This is a genomic window from Azospirillum sp. SYSU D00513, from assembly GCF_017356015.1.
Classification (GTDB): domain Bacteria; phylum Pseudomonadota; class Alphaproteobacteria; order Azospirillales; family Azospirillaceae; genus Azospirillum.
In genome coordinates this window covers 71,367-94,475 of record NZ_JAFIQV010000012.1, presented here as the reverse complement: position 1 = coordinate 94,475, position 23,109 = coordinate 71,367, and the positions used below count along the sequence as shown (strand labels likewise).

Annotated in this window: 28 protein-coding genes; all 28 read right to left on the bottom strand. The window is 68.6% G+C overall.

Annotated features, from left to right (window positions below; genetic code table 11):
* Position 1: 1 nt before the first annotated feature.
* The gene (locus tag JUB11_RS11435) at positions 2-562 is read right to left on the bottom strand and encodes a phage baseplate assembly protein V (protein WP_207458660.1); all 561 of its coding nucleotides are present in this window, start codon (positions 560-562) and stop codon (positions 2-4) included.
* Complete coding sequence (locus JUB11_RS11430) at positions 562-1,698, bottom strand: phage baseplate assembly protein (protein ID WP_207458659.1); 1,137 nt, start codon at positions 1,696-1,698, stop codon at positions 562-564. The genes JUB11_RS11435 and JUB11_RS11430 overlap by 1 nt, the downstream gene beginning before the upstream one ends.
* Positions 1,695-2,912, bottom strand: a complete 1,218-nt coding sequence (locus JUB11_RS11425) for a DNA circularization N-terminal domain-containing protein (RefSeq protein WP_247886990.1) — start codon at positions 2,910-2,912, stop codon at positions 1,695-1,697. The genes JUB11_RS11430 and JUB11_RS11425 overlap by 4 nt, the downstream gene beginning before the upstream one ends.
* 8 nt (positions 2,913-2,920) lie before the next feature.
* Positions 2,921-5,233, bottom strand: coding sequence for a phage tail tape measure protein (locus tag JUB11_RS11420; RefSeq protein WP_207458657.1), 2,313 nt, complete (start codon positions 5,231-5,233; stop codon positions 2,921-2,923).
* Positions 5,234-5,407: 174 nt separating this feature from the next.
* On the bottom strand, positions 5,408-5,707 hold the full coding sequence (locus JUB11_RS11415) for a phage tail assembly protein (RefSeq protein ID WP_207458656.1): 300 nt from the start codon (positions 5,705-5,707) through the stop codon (positions 5,408-5,410).
* Positions 5,704-6,069, bottom strand: coding sequence for a phage tail tube protein (locus JUB11_RS11410; protein WP_207458655.1), 366 nt, complete (start codon positions 6,067-6,069; stop codon positions 5,704-5,706). The genes JUB11_RS11415 and JUB11_RS11410 overlap by 4 nt, the downstream gene beginning before the upstream one ends.
* Positions 6,070-6,084: 15 nt before the next feature.
* Positions 6,085-7,572, bottom strand: a complete 1,488-nt coding sequence (locus JUB11_RS11405; RefSeq protein ID WP_207458654.1) for a phage tail sheath subtilisin-like domain-containing protein — start codon at positions 7,570-7,572, stop codon at positions 6,085-6,087.
* A gap of 3 nt (positions 7,573-7,575) precedes the next feature.
* Positions 7,576-7,740, bottom strand: coding sequence for a DUF2635 domain-containing protein (locus JUB11_RS11400; RefSeq protein ID WP_207458653.1), 165 nt, complete (start codon positions 7,738-7,740; stop codon positions 7,576-7,578).
* Between the two features lie 10 nt (positions 7,741-7,750).
* Complete coding sequence (locus tag JUB11_RS11395) at positions 7,751-8,329, bottom strand: hypothetical protein (RefSeq protein ID WP_207458652.1); 579 nt, start codon at positions 8,327-8,329, stop codon at positions 7,751-7,753.
* Positions 8,326-8,760: an HK97-gp10 family putative phage morphogenesis protein gene (locus tag JUB11_RS11390; RefSeq protein ID WP_207458651.1), complete on the bottom strand. Its 435-nt coding sequence runs from the start codon at positions 8,758-8,760 to the stop codon at positions 8,326-8,328. The genes JUB11_RS11395 and JUB11_RS11390 overlap by 4 nt, the downstream gene beginning before the upstream one ends.
* On the bottom strand, positions 8,757-9,086 hold the full coding sequence (locus JUB11_RS11385; RefSeq protein WP_207458650.1) for a phage head closure protein: 330 nt from the start codon (positions 9,084-9,086) through the stop codon (positions 8,757-8,759). Before JUB11_RS11385 ends, JUB11_RS11390 begins: the two co-directional genes overlap by 4 nt.
* Positions 9,086-9,400 carry a head-tail connector protein gene (locus JUB11_RS11380; RefSeq protein WP_207458649.1) on the bottom strand — a complete coding sequence of 105 codons (315 nt, stop codon included), beginning with the start codon at positions 9,398-9,400 and terminating at the stop codon, positions 9,086-9,088. The genes JUB11_RS11385 and JUB11_RS11380 overlap by 1 nt, the downstream gene beginning before the upstream one ends.
* Before the next feature lie 3 nt (positions 9,401-9,403).
* Positions 9,404-9,574 carry a hypothetical protein gene (locus JUB11_RS11375; protein WP_207458648.1) on the bottom strand — a complete coding sequence of 57 codons (171 nt, stop codon included), beginning with the start codon at positions 9,572-9,574 and terminating at the stop codon, positions 9,404-9,406.
* Positions 9,575-9,631: 57 nt separating this feature from the next.
* Positions 9,632-10,939: a phage major capsid protein gene (locus JUB11_RS11370; protein WP_207458647.1), complete on the bottom strand. Its 1,308-nt coding sequence runs from the start codon at positions 10,937-10,939 to the stop codon at positions 9,632-9,634.
* An 11-nt stretch (positions 10,940-10,950) separates the two neighbouring features.
* The gene (locus JUB11_RS11365; RefSeq protein ID WP_207458646.1) at positions 10,951-11,802 is read right to left on the bottom strand and encodes a head maturation protease, ClpP-related; all 852 of its coding nucleotides are present in this window, start codon (positions 11,800-11,802) and stop codon (positions 10,951-10,953) included.
* Complete coding sequence (locus JUB11_RS11360) at positions 11,780-13,033, bottom strand: phage portal protein (RefSeq protein ID WP_207458645.1); 1,254 nt, start codon at positions 13,031-13,033, stop codon at positions 11,780-11,782. The genes JUB11_RS11365 and JUB11_RS11360 overlap by 23 nt, the downstream gene beginning before the upstream one ends.
* 7 nt (positions 13,034-13,040) lie before the next feature.
* A complete protein-coding gene (locus JUB11_RS11355) occupies positions 13,041-14,732 on the bottom strand; it encodes a terminase large subunit (protein WP_207458644.1) in 1,692 nt (563 codons plus the stop codon).
* A complete protein-coding gene (locus JUB11_RS11350; protein ID WP_207458643.1) occupies positions 14,729-15,307 on the bottom strand; it encodes an Lrp/AsnC family transcriptional regulator in 579 nt (192 codons plus the stop codon). Before JUB11_RS11350 ends, JUB11_RS11355 begins: the two co-directional genes overlap by 4 nt.
* Positions 15,308-15,480: 173 nt before the next feature.
* A complete protein-coding gene (locus JUB11_RS11345) occupies positions 15,481-15,879 on the bottom strand; it encodes an HNH endonuclease signature motif containing protein (RefSeq protein ID WP_207458642.1) in 399 nt (132 codons plus the stop codon).
* 4 nt (positions 15,880-15,883) lie between these two features.
* On the bottom strand, positions 15,884-16,054 hold the full coding sequence (locus JUB11_RS11340) for a hypothetical protein (protein WP_207458641.1): 171 nt from the start codon (positions 16,052-16,054) through the stop codon (positions 15,884-15,886).
* A gap of 3 nt (positions 16,055-16,057) precedes the next feature.
* Positions 16,058-16,312, bottom strand: coding sequence for a hypothetical protein (locus tag JUB11_RS11335; protein ID WP_207458640.1), 255 nt, complete (start codon positions 16,310-16,312; stop codon positions 16,058-16,060).
* 269 nt (positions 16,313-16,581) lie between these two features.
* A complete protein-coding gene (locus tag JUB11_RS11330) occupies positions 16,582-17,724 on the bottom strand; it encodes a hypothetical protein (RefSeq protein ID WP_207458639.1) in 1,143 nt (380 codons plus the stop codon).
* The gene (locus JUB11_RS11325) at positions 17,721-18,638 is read right to left on the bottom strand and encodes a toprim domain-containing protein (RefSeq protein ID WP_207458638.1); all 918 of its coding nucleotides are present in this window, start codon (positions 18,636-18,638) and stop codon (positions 17,721-17,723) included. Before JUB11_RS11325 ends, JUB11_RS11330 begins: the two co-directional genes overlap by 4 nt.
* On the bottom strand, positions 18,635-19,009 hold the full coding sequence (locus JUB11_RS11320; RefSeq protein ID WP_207458637.1) for a hypothetical protein: 375 nt from the start codon (positions 19,007-19,009) through the stop codon (positions 18,635-18,637). Before JUB11_RS11320 ends, JUB11_RS11325 begins: the two co-directional genes overlap by 4 nt.
* Positions 18,996-20,516: a DEAD/DEAH box helicase gene (locus tag JUB11_RS11315; protein WP_247886989.1), complete on the bottom strand. Its 1,521-nt coding sequence runs from the start codon at positions 20,514-20,516 to the stop codon at positions 18,996-18,998. Before JUB11_RS11315 ends, JUB11_RS11320 begins: the two co-directional genes overlap by 14 nt.
* The gene (locus tag JUB11_RS11310) at positions 20,513-21,208 is read right to left on the bottom strand and encodes a hypothetical protein (RefSeq protein ID WP_207458635.1); all 696 of its coding nucleotides are present in this window, start codon (positions 21,206-21,208) and stop codon (positions 20,513-20,515) included. Before JUB11_RS11310 ends, JUB11_RS11315 begins: the two co-directional genes overlap by 4 nt.
* Positions 21,205-22,092, bottom strand: a complete 888-nt coding sequence (locus JUB11_RS11305; RefSeq protein WP_207458634.1) for a DUF6551 family protein — start codon at positions 22,090-22,092, stop codon at positions 21,205-21,207. The genes JUB11_RS11310 and JUB11_RS11305 overlap by 4 nt, the downstream gene beginning before the upstream one ends.
* On the bottom strand, positions 22,089-22,946 hold the full coding sequence (locus JUB11_RS11300; protein ID WP_207458633.1) for a phage antirepressor KilAC domain-containing protein: 858 nt from the start codon (positions 22,944-22,946) through the stop codon (positions 22,089-22,091). The genes JUB11_RS11305 and JUB11_RS11300 overlap by 4 nt, the downstream gene beginning before the upstream one ends.
* Positions 22,947-23,109: the final 163 nt, after the last annotated feature.

Genomic DNA, 23,109 nt, shown 5'->3' with positions numbered 1-23,109 from the left:
GCTACATGCCTTGGTTCGGGGAGCTTGTCGGGCCGCCGCCGTCGTTCTCGGGATGGGTGTGGCCGTTGTAGACCTCGCGCATCTCCGCCATGGTCCGGCCGTCGCTGTCGCAGCGGTCCCGCACCTCGCCCGTCACCTCGAGCAATGGCGTCTCCATCCGGACCTTCGGCGTGTCCTCGATGGTGATCGGCAGGCCGGCGCCCTTGATCACGATGCCCTCGCGCGTGAGGCGGACCTCCTGCTTCAGGTCGTCGTGGACGCACACCTCGCCCGGCTTCAGGTCGGAGGGCCGGTGCCGCCGGTCGGCGATCACCACCGCCATGCCATGCGACCGGTCGCCACCGACGAAGCCGACCACGGCCTCGGCACCGGGCAGCGGGTGGCTGGTCCAGCCGTAGGGCTCGAAATGCTCCACCCCGTCCTTGGTCTCGCCGGCCAGGATATTGACCTGCACCACCTGCATCTTGCCCGAGGACACCGCCGTCAGGACCGCGCGGGCCAGCATCATGTCCAGCCCGCGCTTGAGGGGCGCGGCCAGCTTGGAGAAGGGCCGGTTGTCCATCAGCCGAAATCCACGATCGGGGGATTGAGGGCCGGCTCCTTGCCGCCGCCCTTGCGCTTCTTCTTGCTGCCCGGTGTCTCGGGCAGCAGCTCGTAGGCGGCCTTCGGGGCGACGGTCAGGGTGGTGGTGGTGCCGGACTCCGACAGGCTGTAGGACACCTCCGCGATCAGCATCTCCATGTCGAAGCCGATGATCGGGTCCTTGATCTGGACGAGTTGGTTGGGCACCCACAGCTTGCCGTCGCCCTGCCGCCAGCCCTGCACGGTGTAGGTGGTCTGGTAGCTCTTGCCGGCCCGATGCGCCGCCTCGAAACGGGCGCGGTCGCGGGCCGTGGCACCGTCCGGCTGGCCGCTCTCCACGATCAGCAGGACACGCCGCCGCTTGATGCCGCTGTCAGGCTGGGTGGACTTCACCTGGGCCGCCTTCTCGACCGGGGAGAGGGAGATATCCCCGTCGTCGCCCCCGTCATCGGCATCGTCCTCGGTCACCGCCTTCTGGCCCTTGACGACGTATTCGCTGTAGCGGTCCTTGAAGTCGAGCGCGGCCGAGCCGGTCAGGATGTTCTGGCTCACCACCAGGGCCGTCCCCGCCTTGTCGGAGCCGGCGCGGGTGAGGATCATGCGGCCCTGCGCGTCGTCGGTGGACAGCAAGGCGCGCGCCTTCAGCAGGCGGTCGATGCTCTCGAACACGCTCTCGCCCTGCTGGAGCTGGTGATCCGCCACCGGCTCCCCCGTATCCACCGCGGCGATCACCTCCACCCCGTAGGGCCGGGCGAGGTCGGCGGCGATCTGCTCTACCTTGCGGGCCTTCCACTGGCCGGGCTCGTTCAGCGCCGAGCAGTCCACCAGATCGGCCGTCCGGCTCCGCCCCTTGACGCTGATCGTCACCTGCTTGGCGTCGTAGCTGATCGGGGTGGCGTCCACATAGCCGGTCAGCACCAGGTCGGCGCCGATCCACACCTTGCACTCGTCGCCCGGCCCGATCCGGCGGGCCACATCGGAGCCCGGCCAGACGTCGGTGACCGACAGGTCGAAGTCGCGGGCCTGACGGTCGATGCCCGCCGCGATCCGCACGCTCTTCCACCCGGCGAAATCGGTGCCGTTGACGGTCACGCGCACCCGGTTGTCGTCGCTCATGTCAGCACCTGCAGAGTAGTCGCGGGCACGAAGCCCGGATGGCGGAGGCGGTTGCGGATCACGATCTCCTCGCCCCGCTCCGCGTCCTCGTACCGGTCGTAGGCCAGCACCACGGCGGGCAGGACCGCCCCGGGCGTGATGGTGACCAGCCGGGACGAGCCGGGCGCGCGGGCCGCGATGTCCCGCACCACGGCGATGCGCAGTTCCGACAGGCTCCGGAACACCGGGTCCGCCACCTCCGGGCGGGAGGCCTCCGCGTCGATCTGCGCCGCAACGGTGCGCTGCACCTGCACCGCGTCGTCGTAGACGGGCCAGTCGGCCGCCGCGACGGTGTGCGCCATCTGCACCAGGGCGGCCCGCCGGAACAGCGCGCCGATGGCCATGGCGTTGGTGGCCTGCTGCCGGCGGGACGGGGTGGAGGGTGCGACGGCGGGCGACTGCGGGCTGTAGGCGGCCAGCCGGGAGAGCGCCGGCAGGGCCGCCGGCACGCCCATCGGGAAGGACGCACCGAACGCCGTGGGGCTGACGGCCTGGTCAGCGGGGGCGAGCCCGGCGGCCAGATCCATGACGCTCTCCGCCAGGGCCGCCGGGTCCTGCACGAGCGTGCCGGCCTGGGCCTCCATCCGCTGCGCCCGCCCGGTCCACGCCGTCCCGCCGGCCGGGCCTGCCGCGCTCCGGAGGGCCGCCACGCCCCGGTCCACGTCCGCCTTGGCCGCGTCCCCCACGAAGTCGGGCATGCCGCGCAAGGAGAACAGCCGGGCGAAGTCCAGCACCGACGACTGCCGCAGGGAGCGGGCCTTGATCCCCGTCGTCGCCGCCGTGTTGGTGGAGGCGGCCGGGAACGCCAGCTCGCCCGCCTCCGTGAAGGACAGGCTGAAGCGGCACATGCCGCCCTCGTCCTTGCTGTGGGACACCCGGCACTCGCCGACAACGGCCACCTGCATGGTGCCGTACATGGGATGGACCAGCTCGCCCGGCCCGCCCTCCTCGATGGCCCCGAGCAGCCGGTCCCGCGCGGCCATGTAGTCCGGCCCGATCACATAGGCGGTGATCGAGATTTGCCGCGTGGCCCGCCCCAGGTCCTCGACATAGGGCTTGTCGCGCTGAGGATACTCGTGGACCTGCCCGCGCCGGCCGGCGGAGAGGTCGTCGCCGTCCACGCAGAAAGGCACCCCGCGAAAGCTCGCGGGGCGTAGCTGATCACGCCATGCCATGGATCACCTCAGTAAACGGAGCGGTACCCGACATTCGGGTTCAGATCGACGCCCCGGTTTTCGGAACTCGCCTCCACCCGCGTCCCCTGCGGGACGTTGGAGAAGTTCACGTTCACCTCACCCCGGAGCTGCTGCGCCTGCGTCCCGGCTGCCAGCACGGGGCTGGGACCAACGCCCGGCGCTGACGGGGCGGGCGCGACCGGAGCCGGGCTGGTGGCGGCGGGCGCCTCATCAGCGCCGATCATCCAGTTCCACGCCCCGGTCGCCGCATTGCTCACGGCCGACGCGCTTGTGGATACGGCACCGGTAACGGCTCCCGCAGCACCGCCGACAATGCCCACCGCGCCCTTCGCCAGATCCACCGCGGCGGCAATCTTCGCCACGATGGGCTCGATGTAGGACCACGCCTTCTGGAAGCTCGCGGTCACCTCGTCCCATAACCCTTTGAAGAAGCCCGACACAGCGCCCCAGGCATCCATGACCGGCTTCGGCACCCACCCTGCGACCAGGGCTTGAAGCCTCGGCACAGCGCCGGACACCACCGCCGTGATGCCGTTCCAGAGCGTGGTGAAGTAGCCGGTCAGCCCATCCCACACCGCCCGGAGCGCGGCCACGGCGGCGGTCATGTCGCCCGCCCAGACCGCCTTCACAAAGGCGGTGAAGCCGGAGAAGATCTGCCGGACGCTGCCCCACAGCGCGGTTGCCCAAGCCTCGATCGGGGCAAGCACCGCCTGCGCCGCTGCCCAGCCAGCCGCGAGGCTGCCCGCCAGATCCGTCCCAAAGGTGCTGTCGATCCAGCCCACGAAGGCGTTGAAGGCCGCCTTCACGCCGTTCCAGATCGTGGAATAGAAGGCGATGTAGCCGCTCGCCATGGCTTGCAGCCCGGCCCACGCCGCATCCATGTCGCCCGTGAAGATGGCTTTCACGAACTGCACGAACCCGTCGAAGGTCTGGCGGACACCATCCCAGAGCTTGCTGAACCACGGCCCGACCACATCCCAGTTCTCGTACAGGGCATAGGCCGCGAGCCCCAACCCGATCACCGCGGCGGCGATCAGGGCAATCGGCAGGGCCGCCGCACCGAGCGCCGCGAAGGCGCCGGCCCCCAACGCGATGGCCCCGACAGCGACACCCACGGCGCTGCCGATGCCGAGGAAGGCCAGGGCATACTTGACCAGGGTCGGGTTCTGCTTCGCCAGGATCGCCACCTTGTCGATGATGGCGCCGAGCGGCCCGACCATCCCGCCCAGCATGGGCAGGACCGAGTTGCCCAGGGTGATCTTGAGGGCGGTCCACTGGTTGTTCAGCAGCACCAGCTTGTTCTTGGTCGTATCCGCCTGCCCGTCATATTCACGCTGCATCGCGCCGCCGTACTTGGTCGCGTCGCTCACCTTGCCGATGTTGTCGCGCAGCAGGTCGAGGTTGGTCAGCAGCGGGGCAATGGCGCCGATGCTCTCCGTCCCGAACAGCTCGCTCATGGCGGCGGCCTGCTTGTGTTCCGGCAGCTTCTGGAGCGCGCCCAGCACCTTGAGAATGGCGCCGGTCGCGTCCTTCTGCATGGCCTTGGCGAGCGAGGTTGTGGAGATGCCCATCGCCGCGAAGGCCTCTTTCTGGCCCTTCGTCGCCGCCTCGCCCTTCACCAGAGCGAGCATGAAGTTCTTTGTCGCGGTCGCCGCCACCTCGGACTCCGCACCCGTGCCGACCATCGTCGCGCCGAGGGCGGCGACGTACTTGGCCTGCACGCCCGCAACATCGCCCAGAGCACCAACGCGGCGCACCACATCGCTGATCTGGGCGGCGTTGGCGGGACCGGTGTTGCCGAGGTAGTTCACCTGATCGGCCAGTTCGCGGACCTGTCCCTGGTCCATTTTGAAGGCGGTGCGCCACTTCGCCATCATGTCGCCGGCCACATCGGCCGTCAGGTCGAAGGCGACGCCCATCTTCGCGGCGTCCTCGGCAAAGCCGAGCAGCTCGTCCCGCGCGATGCCCGACTGGCCGGCGGCGGCCACGATGTCGGCCAGTCCTTCGGCCGCCATGGGAATGCGCTTCGACAGGCCCAGAACGTCCTCGCCCATCTGGGCGAAGGCTTCGGGCGTGGGGAAGTCCACCACCTTCTTGACGCCCGCCATGGCCGCTTCGAAGTTGATGGCGTCGGAGGCGATTTGCTGGATCCCGAACGCCGCCCCCAGGCCGATGCCGGCCGCGCCGATCTCACCGACGCGGCGGCCGATGCCTGAGAGGGAGCGGTTGATCCCCTTCATCGGCCCCGTCACCTTATCGACGACGGAGATGACGGCCTTCAGGGCAAAGTTTCCAGCCATAGCGGCCCCCCAGAAAACGAGAAGGGCGGCCCGATCAGCCACCCTACTTTTGCTTCAGCTCTTCCCCGATCCGGCCTGTCTGCGCCTCGTACAGCACGAGCCTGGAAATGGTCAGCCGCCCCATCTCGGAGGGCTGCATCTTCCAGGCCCACGCCACGTCGAAGAAGCGCTCGATCAGCCCTCGCTCTCCGGCACCGGGCTCGTATCCCCATCCCCGAAAAAAGGGATGATCGCCATCATGCAGGCGTTAAAGTCGGCCGGGCCGAGGGTCTTGACCGAACTGGCCGGGATGCCGGCGAGGCGGGCGATGTACTTCCCGATCGTCCCAGCAATCGGGGTGTAGGACCCGTCCCCCTGCATCTGGAGCGGGTAGCCGCACGTCATGATGTCGTCGCCGTTCGGCTCGCGGAAGGTCAGGCTCTTCGCCTGCTCGCCATGCGCCTGGATCGGCTTCTTCAGGTTCACCGTCGTCATGCCGCCATCTCCTCGCACTTCACGCCCTCGAACGTCACCGACACCTGCCCCTCGGCGGCGTCGAGTTCATGGGCACCCTTGGTCCAGGCCTCGCGCAGGACGTAGGTCTTGCCGTTCGCCAGCTCGGCCGTGACCGTCGCATTGGTGATGGCGAGCAGCCGTTCCAGCGACAGGCCATCGGTGTCCGTCAGGTCGGCCGCGATGCTCGGCACCCGCGGCGTCTCCTTGTAGCCGTGCACGCCGTCCATGCCGGCGATGCCCTCGCGCTCGAAGGCGTCCGGCGAGACGGTCAGCCCGCCGCGCAGGGCGTATTGGGTGCCATCCACCTTCAGGTAGCAGGTGCCCGCGACTTTTTTTCCCATGGGGTCTGGCCCTCCTTAGGCCTGATACTGGAGCCGGAACTGCGCCAGGACCGCGAAGACGCGGAGCTGGTTCACGAGATCCGGCGGGTAGAGCACGTCGATCCGGTTGGGATCGTCCGGGTTGCGTTCCACGATGAGGTTGGCCTTGAAGGCGGCCATGTTCTCGACCAGCCCGAGCGCTTCCATCTGGCTGTACTGGGCGATCAGCTCCGCCTTGATGATCTTCGGCGTGACGATGGCCTGTCCGGCGCCGAAGCTCGTCCCGTCGCTCGCCAGCTTGTGGCGGGGGAACTTCGTGGTGATCGCCTGCCGCATCCGGCGGATGATGGCCGCCAGCGTGAAGTTCGTCTCCACGTCCAGGAAGCTCGGGTCCGTCTGGCCGAAGGCGTTGGTCTGGTAGGTCGTGATGGCGCGCTCGATGCGCACCGTCCCGTCCGGCCCGGTCATGTGCGTGGCGATGCCGTCGAAGAGCAGGATCTGGCGCTCCGACAGCGTGAACCGGCTGGACACCGGGGCCGCCATGACGCCCACCAGGGAGAGCGTCTGGAGGGGCCGGGCCGGGTCGATGCGCAGGGCCTTGCCGGACTGCGCGGCGAAGGCGGCGGCCCACTCCCACGGCGGCGTCGGGCTGTCGTTGTAGCCCATCACCGAGACGTGCGGGTCGTTGCGCCCGTTGCCGAAGGTCGAGAGCGCCGCGACGGTGCCGCGCTTGGCGCTGAACACGTGGCCGTAGATCTGCTTCGACCAGGACCACCGCCCCGTCTGGTCATCCATCAGCGTCTTGATGGCGTCCAGCGACGTGGTGTCGGTGTAGGGGCAGGCCACGAAGTCGAACTCCTCGTCGCCCAGCGCGGCCAGAGCCGACGACAGGACCGGGTTGGCCGTGCCGCCCGCCATGGCCGTGACCACCGCCGACAGCCCGGCGGGCGTCTGCTCGCCCCCGGCGCCACCCCGGTAGTTGAGCCGCACGTCGATGTCGTTGCCGAGCAGTCCCTTGTGCTTGGCCGTCAGGGTGACCGTGCCCGTCGCCGCCACGGCTGTCACCGGAAGATCCGGCAGGGCGTTGATGGTGGCCGCGAGCGCCGTGGCGACGGCGGCGGCCGTGGCGCCGATGGCGACACCCTGGCGGACGAGCTGGCCGGCGACGTAGAGGCTCAGCGTGCCGGCGGCGGTCGCGGTGCCGGTCAGGGCGACGGTCCCGGTCGCGGCAACGCCGGCCGCCTCATCCTGCAAGGGCAGGATCCAGACCGCGCCGAAGTCGTCGTTGCGGCGGTAGGCCGCGACCATCAGGGCCAGCATGGAGCCTGCGCCGGCGAGCGCGCGGGCCTGGTCCACGCTGGACACCATGACGGGCACGTTGACGGGGGCGGTGCCGGCGGCCAGCTTTTGGCCGATGAGGAGGGCGCGCTGATCCTGCGCGAAGTAGCCGGCCTGGGAGCCGTCCACCTCGGCGTAGAACAGAGGGACCCGGAGGTTGGCCGGGGTGTTGGCGAAGCTGACCATGGCTTAGGCCTCCTTCTTCGTGGCGGGCGGCTTGGCCAGCACCACGTCGCCGTCAGCGAGACGGCGGTGCCAGAACTGATCGTCGGGGACCTCGCGCCCTTCGGCGGGCAAAGGCTCCCTGTTGACCGGATCGCGCACGAGCAATCCGGCGGCGGGCTTCACGAACATTCGTGGCTCCTCAGGTGGTCGGGATGGTGAAGTCGGCTTCCGCCTCGATGCGGCCGTCCGGCCCGGGGCGGGAGAGGTTGGGGTCGGCGGGGTCGATGGCGTCGATCCGGATGCCGGCGCCGTGGAACTCCGGCAGGGCGTCGAGGTCCGCACCCTGGCCCGTCTCTTCGGGGCCGATGGTGTAGTCGGCGCCGAATTCGAACTGGTAGTAGAGCCGGGCGCGGTCCATGTGGACCACCTCCCCGCCCTCGTACTCGATCCAGCCGTAATCCGTGTCGGGCTCCCAGCCGAGCAGGGCGCGCCAGAGTTCGGCCCGAATGGCGTGCAGGTCCGCCGCGGCGGCCTGCCCGCGCTCGTCCCCCTTGTTGGAGACGACCACGACGACGGCGAAGCTGTCGCGGATGTCCTGCCGGAATTCGTTCAGCTCCTTGACCGGCTCCGCCTTGTCGTCGAGCGGCAGGACGTAGGCCGCCGGAACCGGCAGGTTGGCCGTCTCGGGCAGGGCCTTGAACTCCGCCGCGCCCGCAACGCGGGGGCCAAAGACCGGGCAGCGCTCCCGCAGGCGGGTGATGATGAGGGACAGGTTCATCGTGGGGTCAGGCTCTCTTCCAGGCCGGCCCGCAGGAAATCGCGGACGGGGCTTTCGGTGCGTTCCAGCGCCTCGCCCATGAAGGGTCGCGCGGCCATCTTCTGGGTGCCGGCGGCCAGGAAGCGGGCGTAGAAGACCCGCCGCGCGGCCGGTCCCACCGACATGGACAGGCCGTTGTCGTCGAGCGTCCGGTAGAAGATGCTGCGCTGAAGCGTGCCGGTGACCTTCGTCGGGGCCTCACCGGGCGCCGAGCCCTTGTGCAGCATGTCGCCCCAGACCCTGTAGGCCTTGCCGCCGCCGGCCTTCTTGCCGGCCAGCCTGCGGCCTTCGCGCCGCACCAGCTTGGCGCCCTCGCGCACCGCCTTCCGGAGCTTCTTCCGGTCGAAGTCGATGCGGCGGTGACCGACCAGCTTCTCGTGCAATTCGATCATGAGCCCAACTCCTCCGCGTCGATCACCGTGAACTCGCGCCCGCCGCCCAGCGCCGCCGTCCGCTTCACGCGGTAGCGGGTGCCGTCGTGGTGGATCTCGTGTTCGGCGGTGATGTCCGTCCGGTATCGGATGGTGATCCGGTGCGTGACCATGTTGCCGGTCTGCACGGACCCATAGTGGATGGCGCCGCCCACCGGCTCGATCTTTGCCCACACCTGGGCGATCTCGTCGTGCGTGGGCGTGATGCCGTCCGTGCTGTCAGGGAAGTCCTGCCGGCGCAGGACCCGCACCCGGCGGTTCAGCTCGCCAGCGGTCGGCCGCCGCATCAGGCGAAGCCCATCAGCCGGTAGGGGTCGAGCAGCATGTCCACTGTGGAGTTCTCCACCCGCACCACGCCGTTGCCGATCACGGAGCCCTCACGGTTGGCGTAGAGGTCGCCGAGGATCAGCAGGATCGCGACCTTCACCGACGCCGGAACAGGCACCGCCTGGCCCTCGGCGTTCGTCCAGGGGATGGGCCGGTTGATGTACTGGGCCGCCGCATCCTCGGCCGCCATCAGCTTCAGCGTGAGGTCGGCGTCCTCGGCGCCTCCGTCCACGCGGAGGTGCGCCTTGGCTTCATCCAGGGTGACGGCGGCCATGGGTCAGCCCTCGGTCTTCTCGGTCTTGGACTTCGGCGCGGGCTTGGCTTCCTCCAAGGCGCCCAGCGCCTCGGCCGCGCCGGCCAGCTCGTCGGGGCACGTGTCGCCCGGCTTGAACTCGGTCGGGTAGATCTCGCCGGCCTTCACGCCGCGGAACGGCTTGATGAACTTCATTGGTCGTCTCCTGGGAAAAGGGAGGGCCGGAGCGGGCCGAAGCCCGCCCCGCCGTCATCAGGCGGCCGGCGCCGCGACGCGGTGATAGCGCAGCCACTCGGGGTTCCAGAGGCCGCCGCCCACGCGCTTGGTGGTGTAGAAGAGCACGTAGGGCTTCTGGGTGTAGGGGTCGCGCAGGACCGACATTCCGACGCGGTCGAAGATCCGGTAGCCCTGCTCCATGTTGCCGAAGATGAGCGGGATCGAGTTCGCCGCCACATCCGGCAGGCCGGACAGTTCGTTGATCGGCTGCCCCAGAACCTGCGCCGGCTGGCCCGCCTGGAAGGGCGCCTGCCACAGGAAGTTGCCCTGCCCGTCCTTCATCTTGCGGATGGTGGCGTGGGTCTTGCGGTTGGCGTAGAGCGCCGCCCCCTGCGAGCGATCCTCCGGCAGGTCGTAGATCAGATCCACGAGGCCATCGGCGGTGATGGTGTTGGCGTTGCCCGTCCGCACCTCGGCGATCGGGCCGAGCGGGTGGCGCTGCGCCGCCGGCAGGGCCGCCTCGTCGGTGGCGGTGTACTTCAGGACGCCCTTGGCCTTGTTCACGCCGTCGCCCGAGACGAAGGCCACGCCCTCCTGGACGGCGAACTCGATGTTCACCTCGCCCGAGAGCCACGCGGCGATGTTGATCTCGGAGTCCTCCAGGATGCGCTGCGTCGCCGCCGGCATGGCGTAGATCTCGCCGAAGGAGAACGCATACTCGACCAGGGCCGAGCCGCCCGTCTGGGCGCGTTCGCTCGTCTCGCCGACCCAGCCCGACGTGGTGCCGTGCACGTTGTAGAGCTTCTTGAAGCCCTGGCCGGTGACGTTCTGCTTCGACGCATACCGACGCATCGGGGAGATCTCCACCCGCTTGTCGGTGATGGTGCGATCCCACTCGATGGGCGCCGTGTAGCCGCCCTTGTCGCTGTCGCCCACGGAGTAGGCGGCGGTGATATCGCCGGCCCGGTTGGCGGCCTTCACCTTGCTCTCGCCCTCGCCGGAGCGGAACCACTCCTCGAAGGTCGCGCGGTACTCGCGGTCGGCCTCGGACAGGTCGTCCTTGTCGTTCCCGTTGCCGTTGAGGGTGATGCCCGCCAGCTTGGCGTTCACGTCATCCAGGGCCTTGGTCAGGTCGCCGACGCTGGAGTTGATGCGCTCCAGCTTCTCGGTCGTCACCACGTCGTCGAAACGCTTGGTGATCTCCTTGTCCTTCTCGGCCATGGTGGCCTTGAACTCGGTCCAGTCCTTGTTCAAGGCCTCGATCAGGGTGGCCACGTCGCCGCTGCCGTTCGCGCGCAGGGAGACGATCCCGCGCAGCGGGCGCGGGTTGATCATCTTCGTCATGTTCGCAGTCCTTATGTGCGAATGGTGGTCCGAAGCCGCTCGATGGCGGCCTTGATGCCGTCAGCGTCGCGCGTGACGTTCGCGGCAGCGTCGCGCATGCCGGATTTCAGTTCGGAGACCGTCGCCTTCGCCTCGGCGCTCGACAGCCCCCGTGCCGTCAGGGCGCGCTCGATGACGCGCTCGACGGGAATTCTCTTGCTCGCATCGGCCGAAACCTTGATGGCGCCGGCGGGCAGCTTGCCGTCCGCGAGTCCGCGCTCGATGGCGGCCGAGGCGTTGAACATCGTGCCCTTGCCCCGGCCCTTGTCCATCCAGCCGGCGGCCTCCGCCTTCGTGACGCCGGCCCGGGCCGCGTAGATCTCGGCCATGCCATCGTCCACCTCGGCGAGGAGTTCGACCGCGTCCTTGGCGTCGTACTTGTTGCCCATCACCACGGCGGAGGCGTTGTGGACCATGATGAACGCGCCATCGGCCATCAGCACCTCGTCGCCGGCCATGGCGATCACGGAGGCAGCGGAGCCGGCCATCGCCAGGACGTTGACCGTCACCTTCGCCGGGTGCGCCCGCAGCAGGTTGTAGATCGCCAGACCCGACAGGAAGTTGCCGCCCGGCGAGTTGACGTTGACCGTCACGTCCTTGCGGCCGATGGAGCGCAGGGCCGCGGAGATCCGCCGCTCCGTGTTGTCCACGTCCGTGAACGGGTCGCGCCCGATCGGGCCGTAAATGGCGATGACGTTGTCACCCTGGTCGCCAGCCGCCTGGATCTCGGCGTTGAACTGCTCGACCGCATCATCCGGCGCGTCGAACTGGAGGATGTCGGAATGCTGGAAGGCCTTAATCTCAGGCAGCTTGCGGAGCGACATTGCTTTTTTCCCCTGCGCTGACGAGGCCGCCCCCGTCCTGGTGTTGGCCGAGGCCGGTGGCCTCGCGAACTTCGTTGGCTTCCATCCACGGCCGGTGCCCGCCGGAGCCCAGGGCACGGGCGAAGAATTCGGCCTGGTCCTTCAGGGTGCCGCGCAGCAGCTCGGTTTCGTCGAAGTCGAAGTAGATGACGCCCCGGTCGGACAGGGGCAGGCACGAGCGGGTCAGCGCTTCCTCCCAGGCCTTGAACCAGGGGGCCAGCCCGAACCGGACGAAGAGGATGGCAAGCTGCTCGATGCCCGAGCCCCAGGAGGTGTCATCCACCCCCATCAGCGGGCGCGGCACGCCGAACACCCGGGCGATCTCCTCGACCAGCCCGGCCCGCATTTCGAGGAGCTGCGAGTCCTTCGCCGTGTTGGCGAAGGGCTTTGCCTCCATCCCCTCCTCGGTGATGATCCACTTGCCAGCGTTCTCCGGTCCGGAGTGGATCTCCTCCAAGCTCTCCCGAAGGAACTTCTTGCCCTCCGGACCAAGCTTGCCGGGGTGCTTCAGGTTGCCCCCGACCATCATGCCGTTGCGGAAAATCCGCTCGGCAGCCCGGCCGGCCTGCAGAGAGATCGAGATCGTCTCGGCCGCCTTCTTCACCCGCGACACGCCGGTCAGCCCATCGGCCGACATGCCCCGGAGATGCAGCACCTCGCGCGCCGGCAGAGGGACCGTGGTGCCATTGGGCCGCGTGACCTTGTAGGTGACGGTCCAGTCCGGGGCCTGCTCCACCACCACCTTGCTGGGGTGGATGGGGATCAGATGGGCCACCCGGTTTCCCGTCCAGACGATCACCGCATAGGCGTTGCCGTAGACGAGAGCCCAGAACTGCATGACCTGCTTGAACTCGTAAGGCGTCTGCCAGGAGTTCGGCTGGTACATGAGCAGGTCGAAGAGCGGGTGATCCTCCGCCTTCTCGATCTTGCCGCCGATCTTGCGCATGACGTAGGTCGGCAGCATGCCGATGGAACCGGACACCAGATCCACGCAGCGGAAGACGGCCGGGTTGTTCAGCGCCTGCTCGATCGTAACCGAAGCGCTGCCGGGCTCGACGCGCATGGCGTCCAGCAATGCCTGATTGCTCGGGACGCTGGAGGCTTGCCCGTCGTCTTGAGCCTGCATGGTTTCCAGCGCCGTGATCCGCTGCTCGGCTTCCGCCAGCAGCCTTTCCAGCTTTCGCTTGCCCATCGGTGCCTCACATGATCAGCAGGCCGCGGGTCGCGTAGACCGAAGGGCCGCCCTTGGCTTCCGGGTTGGTGGCCATGAGTGCGACCGCGTTGAAGGTCGACATGACGGGGTCGATCTTCGCCGAGCCGCTGACCTGCTTGGTGATTGAGATGGCGTTGCCCTGTGGCACGACGCGGGCGTTGGAAACGCACCAGGCCATCATGGGACGGCCGCCGTGCAACACCGTCTTCGACGCGAGCCGGCGCTCCGTCGTCTTGATGGCGCCGTTCAACTTCCAGCCCTGGCTGATGCCTATGATCCGCTCCAGCGCGATCCCGCGCCCGGTCAGCCCGTCCACGATCTCGCCGATGCCGGCGGCGTCCACGCCGATGCCCTGGTCGGCCAGGAGCCCGGCGTCTTCGACCTGCATGACGACGTCGACCAGCTCGGTGACGGCCTTGGCCGGATCGTCGACAAGGCGGAGGTCGCCGTCCTTCTCAAAGTCCTGAAGGCGCGGCGCAATCTCCTTCCGGCGGTTCAGCACGACCTTGTGCGCCCACGCCCGGTTCCAGATCAGCCATTTCCGGGTTTCCCGGCAGCGTCCCAGGATGGTCAGGCCGAGCAGGTCATCCAGCCCGCCGCCGTCGATGCCGACGACGACCACCTCGCACCGGGCGAGGATCGCTTCCAGCGTCACCGTCTTGTCGCCGCAGGGCTCCCAGAACTCGGCGCCGGCCCAGGCATCGGAGCCCATGTTCATGCCGACTTCGACGTTCAGGTGCTTGGCGAGGAAGCCGCGGACAGACCCCTCTCCGCCGAGCTGCGCCTTGGCGTATTCGTCGAGCAGGAACTCCTCGTCCACCGACGCCCCGATGTTGGGGTTCGTGATGAAGAAGTTCGCCGGGTCGAGGTAGGCCTTGGCCTCGATCATGGCCTTGGGGAACTCGTACAGCACGCCCAGCGACTTCGGAGCCGAGAGCTTGCCGCTGCGGATGTCGCGGAAGCGGCCCAGCCACTGCTTGAAGACGCCCGCCGGGGGCTCCTCACCCTGGGTGGACAGGGCGATAACGAACCCCTCCGGCCGGCTGGTGAGGCCGCCGCGCGCCTCGCGCAACATCGCCTCGGCGTTGGCCTTAGTCCCGAACAGGTGCAGCTCGTCGATGAGGACGCCCGTTGCCTTGTTGCCCGTCACCACGTCGCTGTCGGCCGCCAGGATCTTCAGCGTCGCCCCGGTGGTCCGATGCTCGATCATCCGCAGGTGCGGGACCGGGCGGAGGATCTTGAACAACTCCGGGTCCGCGGCGACCATCGCCATCGCCGGGTCGGCGGAGTTCCGAGCCACCTGGATGGTCGGCGCGATGATGATGAACTCGGCGTTCTTCCGCCAGTTGCGGAGAAGCGCCGTGATCATGATCCCGGCCGCGACCGTCGATTTGCTGTTCTTTTTACTGATCAGCAAAAAGAATTCGTTGATCAGCCGCCGCCCGGCGTCCGGGTCGTAGGCGCCGAACACCGCGCCGACGAAGTCGAACACCCATTCCCGGCAGGCTTCTTCGAAGGTCGGGCTGTTGAGCACGTCCACGATCTTTAGGCCGCGGAAGATATCCAGCGCTGCCTGCGCCTCTGCCGGGAACAGCGGTGGGCACGGGACGAGCGATTGCCCGGCCACGATGCGCTGTTCCCAGTCCGGGCATGCGGTTGTCCAGCGAGGTGCGGTCATCGGCCGTTATCCACGACGAGTTTCGGCGGCGCCGGAGGGGCGAACTTGTTGCCCGGCTTGGCGGCGTTCTCCGCCTGGGCCTTGGCCTCTTCCTTCTTGCCGCTGGCACCGCCAGCGACTTCCTTCATCACCGCCAATGCCTGCGCGAGGGTCTTCAGGGTCATGGCGCGGGCCGGGAGGCTGATGGCCTTCAGCATGGCGTTCCGGCGCTTGCCGTCCCGGTCCTCCGCCGTCTCCTCCTCGATCATGGCCGCCAGCTCGCCGACGTGCGACGTGGTGGCGTCCAGCTCGTCCAGCATGCGGCTGGCGATCTCGCGCCCATGCTCGACGTGGTCGCGCACCTCGTCGGCGGAGCGGAGCGGCCGGTCGAGCGGGGGCAGAATTTCGGCCAGCGGCTGGTGCGCACTTTGGTGCGCACTTTTCCCCGAAGTGCGCACCCACTCGCCGGCCGTGGCCCGCTTGCGGATCGCGCTCTCCGAGACGCCGTGCCGCTCCGCAATTTGGCGGTTTGACAGGGTTCCAGCGCGGTAATCGGCTTCGACGGCTGTCCAGTCGATGGCGTCGCGCTTGGTCATGGCGGGTCATGCGCACCGCAAAGTGCGCACCTCATTTCGTCCAGCGGGGAAAAAACTCTGCGTGCGGGGGGACGCGGTCCCTGCGGCTCTCGCCCTGGAAGCTTTTGCCACCCCCCTCCCTGCCGCTGGGTAGAGGCATGCTCCCTATGGACGCAACAATGTTGCGCGTCCGGTCAGCCTCGGGCGAACCCCTGGTCGAGGGCGGTGCGACGATTGTGGCAGGGCTCACACAGGACCCGGAGGTTGGAGCGCTCCAGCCTCAGGTCTGGGCGGTCCTGGATGCTCTCCTCGTGGTCGACATGGGCGACGGGCGTGGTCTCCGTCGCCTCGCGCTTGCGCAACACCACGATGGTGCCGCACCGCTCGCACCGACAGCCGCGCTCGATGATGACGGCGTCGCGGAGGCGTTCCCAATCCCGATCGTAGCCGCGGGAGCGGGCGTTGCCCCGGGTGTCTTCGTACCGGCGCTTGCGGGCCTGTTCGGCTTCCTTCCCCACGAGAGGGGCTAGCGCCTGCCCGGTGCGGGTGTCCAGCGTGGCGAGGCGGGGTTTCAGGCTGGTCAGGCGGGGCATGGGCTCAGCACTCCCCTTCGGAGGCAGTCAGGCCCGGCCCGGCATGCGAGACGCGGGCGGGCGAGCCGGCCGCCATCTCCCGGCGAGCGGCGGCGAGGAGGATGCGCAGGCGGCGGTCCCAGTACTCCGCGTCGTGGTCGGCGGCCTTGGGCTGAGCCTCGCGGGTGTCCATCACGGCTCAGTCCTCCACGTCATCCGAGCGGCGCCGGGCCACGAACTTGGACCGGGCGTAGTCGAAGAGGCGCCACAGCGTGAGGGCCGCGCCGCCGTACAGCAGCACTCCGTTCGCCAGGCTCTCCGGGTTGATGCCGCCCAGCCAGAACTGAGACGTCACGGCGCCGAGGCCGATGGTGATGTCCCCGGCCGTCTTCTGGCTGTTCGGGTCGTGCAGCGCCTCGGTCGCGGCAGACAGGGCGGTGTGAAGGTTGCTCATGGGCTCAGTCCCAGTCTGCGAGGGTCACCGGCCGGGTGGGCTGGCCCGTTGCAAGGGTGGCGTAAGCGGCCAAGGCAGCCGCAGTGATGGGGTGGAGGTCCGGCGCGAGGTCCGGCGGTTCAGGCTCGGACATGGCGCACACCGGACGCGAAAAAGCCCGCGCGGAGGACCGGGCGGGCTCAGAAACGGCGTTACTCACAAGGTGAGCAACTTAACCCTTTGTGCCAGAATTGCCGCCAATGCGCAATATCGAAAGTATTAACGGGAGGTTAACGCCCAAGCACCCGCTTGCGCTCCATGACCGCCTCCCGTTCCAGCCGCTCGTGAGCCTCTGCGACCATCCGAGCCGTGGTCATCTCCCTCCGGCTGGCGGCGGTGCGATCCGCGTCCAGGGCCGCCGCGATGGTGGTCTTCAGGTGCGGGCCATAGCCGAGGATGGCGTCCAGCCGGGTCCGCAACTCCCGTTTGCCCGCGGCGTGGATCTCGCTCAGGCTGCGCCCTTCCTCCACCCAGGGCCGGCCGTTCAGGGAGCGGGAGCGCCAGAGCCCGTCGTGATCCTCGACCACCTCGATCTCGACGTGCAGGTCGGAGACGAACAGCCGGGCGGAGACGTAGGCGGTCGGGAGCCCGTAGCCGTCCCCCACGGCGTCCAGCCCGGCGCGCAGGGCGGTCATCAGCGGCTTGGTGTCCCGGCTGCGCTCGCTGCCCACGACCTTCGACACCGGGCTCTCGTCGATCACCACGGCGCGGACGGCGGGCCAGATCGTCGGCCCGAGCCGGGCGCACCGCTGCTTGGCATCCTCGATCCGGCGGGCGGCCTCGATAGCCGCTGTCTCGAAACACCCGCCTCCGCCGTCGCCCACCGTCACGGTGCCGGGCTCGGGCGGCTGGCGGACCATCAGGCTGATCTGGTTGTCCTCCACGAGGCTCTGACCGGCGCTGAACTGCCGACCGGTGACCAGGCGGCGGGCGTGGAGGTGCTGGAGCGGGGTGCGGCTCCGGTGCCGCTTCACCCCCGGACGGTCGCTGTGTTCGCTGACCAAGTCGCCGTGCTGGGCGCGGGTCGACATGGGGCTCTGCGAGGCGAGGCGCTGCATCCGGAGGGCGGCCTCCTGCTCCTCGCGGTCCAGCCGCTCCTGAGACCGCTGGAGGCGCTGCTGGAGGTCGCGCTCCACCTCCACCGTCACGTCGGTGACCTGCCGGCCCTGGGGCAGCGTGACCACGCGGAAGAACCGCCGGATCTCCTCGCCGCCCTCCTGGGTCCAGGCCTCCACGATGGTCCGCCCGAGGTCCGGCCGCGGCTCCGCCGGCACGTCGACGCCGCCGACCTGGATCATGACGGGCTTCGGGGTGATCGCGTTCATCGTGCTGTTCGCCTTCCCGTGCTGGGTGTTCTGAATTCCGTTCGTCATGCCGCCACCTCCGCCGAGGTCAGCACGTCGTTCCAATCGGTGCCGCTCCTCTCGGGGATCATGACCTTCGCCTCAATCCCATTGCGGTGGACGGCCTTCGCCAGGGTGAGAGCGGCGGACTGCCCGACGAAGTTCAGGTCGTTGTCCCCGAAGATCGTCAGCGATGTGATGCCCGGGGGCGGCCGGAACTCCTGAAGGCTGCCGGCGGTGAGCGCCGCCCACACCGGCAGGCCGAACAGCAGGTGCGCCGAGAGGGCCGTCTCGATCCCCTCCGCGATGCCGAGCCGGTCCGTGGCCGGGTGGAGCTGCACGGCACTTCCAGGCGGGAAAGGGCCGGGCATCAGCTTGCGCGGGCACTCCAGGTCCGCCTTGCGCCCGTCGTCGGTCAGGAACGTGCGGTGGACGTTCACCGGCCGCCCGTCCGGGCCGATGACCTTGGCGACCATCCCGCGGCACCGCATGGAACGCGACGTGCGCAGGCCGGAGGGGAAGGCGTCGAGAACGATGCCCCGGCGCCGGAGCCACTGGTCCACGGGATCGCCCTGCGCCACCGGCCGGGCCTCCCGCCACAGCGCGTTCATGCGGGCGCGCTGCTCCTCCACGTCCGGCTCTCGCGGCGGCTCGACCGACGCGCAGCCGAGCACCGCCTCGATGCGAAGGGCGGCCTCCTTGAACTCGACGCCGAGGACGGCCATCACGAGGTCCGCCCCGGTGCCGTGGCCGCAGTGGTTGCAGATCCACGCGCCGGTGCCCTGGTGGTCCGTGAACCGGAACCGGTCCTTCCCGGCCTGGCAGATCGGGCACGGGCCGTGCTTGCCGGTGAGGGCCGCCGCCGGAATGCCGACCTGGGCGAGGATGGACCGCCAGCGGCCACGCGCCCGGTCCCGCAGAGGGGTGGTCGAGCCGATGCTCATGCCAGCCTCCTCCCCTCATCCCAGCGCGGCGCGGCGCCGGGCCGCGGGCGCAGGTAGATCCGGACCTTGTTCCCGCCGGGCTCCTGAACCGACACCTCGCCCAGGCCGATGGCGAGGACCTTCCGGCCCTTGAGCAGTGGGAACAGCCCCTTCACGTCGCCCGGAGTCCAGCCGACGCTCTCAAGCCGGCTGACGTGCGGGATGACCAGCTCGTGGGCGTCCTTCACGATCGTAGACCACCGCTCGTCCTCGTAGCCGAACGGCTTCTCCGCCAGCGACAGCCGGGCCAAGCTTTCGGCCCAGTGCCGCGGCAATCCCCCTTCGATTTCCATCAGGGCCGCGCGCTCCACGATGTCGTCAGGTTCCGGCATGGGCTTCTCCCGCCGGCTGCTTCTGGGTCTTCCTCGCGTGGGCGTGGCGGATCAGGTTGGCCTTCAGCCAGCAATCCACCTCCCAGGACACCGGCTTCTCGGGCACGTCCCGGTACTTGTTCGGCCAGGTCCCGACCGCCTCCTTGTACTGGTTGGCCGCCCAGCCCTCGCGGTAGTTCCGCTCCCGGCAGCGCTTCTTGAGCATCCCGTAGAAGTCGGCGAGGTGGATCACCGCCTTGCCGATGCGGACATGCCCCTTGGGCGCCGTCGCCTTGCTGCCCGTGCCCCGGACCACCTCGGAGAGGCTGCCCTCCGCCGTCTCGACGGTCGAGGGGCCGGCCTCCGCCTTGAACCCGCAGTTCGGGCACTGCGCCAGCTTCGGCGGGCGCAGGTACGAGCACTTCGGGCATTCCTTCGGGAGGGGCTGGCTGCGCTTCTTCGGCGGCTTCGGGGTGCCGTCGTCGAGCTTGTCGTGGAAGATGTCCGTCACGAAACCATGCCGGGTGTAGTTGTCGGCGTGGTCCAGAATGATCAGGTCGTCCTTGCCCTCGGCGATCCGAAGGCCACGCCCGTAGATCTGCGTGAGCAGGATTTCGCTCTTGGTCGGCCGGGCGTCGATGATGCACCGAACGTCCCAATCCGTGCCGGTCGTGAGACAGCCGACATTGGAGACGATCTTGTATTCCCCGCGGTGGAACTTGTCCCGGACCACCTTGCGCTCGTCCATGGTCGTGTAGGCGTCCACGTAGCCGCAGGGGATGCCCGACGCCTCGAACTGCGCCTGGATGTGCTTGGCGTGCGCCCGGTCCACCCCGAAGGCCAGCGTCGGCCGGCCCTCGCCCATGCGGAACCAGGTCGAGACGATGTCCGCCACCAGCACGGATTTGTTCATCGCCGCCTCAAGCTGGCCCTTCTGGAAGTCGCCGGCCACCGTGCCGACGCCCGTGAGGTCCGGGTGCGCCGGCGCGAAGACCCGGAAGGGAGACAGGTACTTGGCCTCGATCAGGTCGCGGATCGTCGAGCAGATGATCAGGTCGTCGTAGTGCTTCCCCATGCCCTGCGCCCACGGCGTGGCGGAGAGCCCGACGACGATCACGTCCCGCATGGAGGGATCGGCCAGCCATTCCAGGAACGCCCGGTTCATCACGTGGCACTCGTCCACGATGACCAGCTTCACGTCGGGCTTCGGCCGCCGGATCAGGGACTGGACGGAGGCGATCTGCACCGGCCGGTCCGGGTTGGTCATCGGGTGGTCCGCCTGGATCACGCCGATCTCCCGGATGTCGTCCCGCCAGAAGCTCTCCACCGTCTGGTCGATCAGGCTGAGCGCCGGCACCACGAACAGCGCCCGGTTGCCCTTGGCCCGAGCCCGGCGGATGATCTCACCGGCCAGGATCGTCTTGCCGGCGCCGGTCGGGAGCTGGACCACGGGCCGCCGCTTGCCGGAGGCCACGCTCCGGAGAAGCCGATCCAAGGCATGGGATTGATGGGGGCGGAGGCTCCTCATTGCAGCCGCCCTCCCGCCGAATTCGGGGCCGCTGATTGCGACGAAGCACCCAACCCGGCCCGCGAGCCCCGAGCCGTGGCAGAAGCCCCTGTACGGTCAAAAAATCGGGCTGGCCCTCCAGCGGCGTGCAGCACGACAGCACCACGGTCCGCCCGCCCTTCCCGGTGGGTAAGGTCCCCCCCTTCTCCTTGGTAAGTTCCTTCTTTGCTAAGTACACACTCTCCTTGGCTAGGTACTCCCTTCCATTCCGCAGGCGACCTATCGTCGAGCGTTCGCCGAACAGTCTTCGAATGATCCGGGACCGGTCGGCTACCGTTCGTCGAATTTCCACCATTCACGCGCGACGGCATCGGCGGCGTTTCGCCGTTAGGTAGCGGGTGCCGGTAATGCGGCTTGTCGATTTTCTGGTGCTTTTTCCACCCGGTGACGCGCAGGTAGGAGGCTGCGCCAACGCTGTAGCGTTCAAGCAAGCCGGCCCCGACCAGCTCGTCCACCAGACCCGCAACCTCGGCGGCGGCGATGTCGTCGGCGGGGAACACCTCCATCTTGATGCGCATCGGCGAGTCGGAATGGACGCCGCTGTCGTCGCAGAAATTCCAGAGGCCGATGAACAGGAGGCGCGCCATGAAGGTGCAGCTCACCACCTGCTCGGAGGTCCAGAAGTCGGGCTTCACCGTGCGGATGCGGCTCATGCGGCCCTCACCTGCGGCACGAGCCGCTTCTGGTCCATCCGGCCCTTGTCGTAGGCGCTGACCAGCGCCGCGACCATGCCGGCCTCCGTGCTGCCGCCCATGAGCTTCTTCACCTGTCGGGCGGCTTCCAGCAGGCTCTCGCAGTCCGTCTCCCCCAGCACCCGGACCAGCCGCTCCCGCTCGATCCGCTCGCCGTGATCGAGCACGAGCATCGTCACGGCCTGGATCACCTGGCCGCGCAGTTGGTTGGGTGTCTCGGCGTAGGCCTCGGCCAGGATCGACAGGGCGAAGAACACCGGCCTCTCGCCATGCTTGGCGATCAGCTTGCGGATGGTGCTGACGGCCATCGTCTGGCGCGGCGGGAGCTGCTTCGCCGAGTTGCTGAGGTGGAAGGCGATGCGGATGCCGGCCCGCTCGCACACCGCCTTGACCTGCATGGCGTCCGGATCGCTCGCCGTGAGCTGGGCGCGGAAAAGCTGCATCGTGGTCATGCGGATGCGGTCGAGGTTCACGCCAACGAAGGCGCGGGCCTGATCGCGGGCCTCGGGCGCGTCGATCACCCAGGCGGGAACCTCGGTCACGCCGGGGTGCAGCAGCGCCGCGGCCGCGCGGTGCTGGCCGTCGACCACCGCGAACTTGCCCGCCTCCCAGTCGATCGGCGTCACGGTGACGGGCTGGAACCGGCTCCAGGAGAACTCCTCCACAATCTTCCGCACGAGCGTCTTGGACGCATCGGTGCTCATGGCCCGCTGATAGATCGCGTCGACGAAGAGCCAGTCCTTCGGGAGCATGCAGAACTCAGGCATCGGCCCGAGGTCCTTCGCCGGATCCAGATCTCGCAGCGACAGGGAGGTGACTTTGGTGAGGGTGGAGGCGTCGGTCATGCTCTGCCCCCCTCACCGGCAGAGATCTGCCTCGCCAGCAGAGCCCGGCCTTTCGGTGTCACCATGACCTGTTCGGCCATCTTGGTGCCGCCCCGCCCGTCGTCCACCTCCTGGAGCTTGTGCTCCAGGTGCCCGGCTTGGATCCTGGATTGATAGGCGACCATCCGGCGACGGCTCCCGGCCCGCCGGTAGATCCAGCCGTTCTGCTCGAGGAAATGGATCAGGTTCTTCCGGGTCACTTGGAGGTCTTTGGCCGCGTCGGTGATGCACATCGCCCCGTCCGTGGGCAGGGCCAGCCGCTCAAGTGCTGCGACCGCCGGCTTCATCTCCTCGACCTGGGCGAGGAGGAGCTTCTTGTCGGCGGCGTACTGGCCCAGCAGGGGCAAGAGCACGTCGGGGTTCGTCAGATCTGCGTGCGGCTGGGTCGGGACGAGATGCCCGCGGCGCCACGCCGTGAACACCTTGATCAGCATGCGCCGCACGTCGGGCGCCCTCTTCGCTTTGGAGAGGGTGCAGATCAGGAGCGCCTGCTCTTCGGTCAGCCAATACTCCGTCACATCGACGGCGCCGCCCTGAGGACGCTCAACCAGCGCACGCGCCGCATGCACTGGTCCATAGGTCAGCAGCTCATCCCAGTTGGCCTCGATCTGCTGACGGATGTTCGTCGGTCGAGCCATGCCGAGGTGCGCGCCGAGGGCTGCGTCATGGCACCGGGGAAGGCCGTCGATCTCCCGAAGGTCGAACCCTCCACCGCTTTCGGGGAGGTTGGCTTGGCGATCAGGCGGGCTTACGTTTTCATCAGTACCTGAGGCGTGGACGCGCGGTCCCGCCGCCCCCATGATGGGTGCGTTCATTTCGGGCTTCCTGAGGAGGGGGTTTCGGAATTGAACCGACTGGCTGCCGTTGGCGCGGCGCCCGGTCAGGTGAGGCGGCTAAGCGGCAACGCTAGCCGCCTCATTGCTCTCCGAGGGAGCGGGCTCGCCGGAAACCGCGCGAATGCTCGCGGTCCGCACCAAG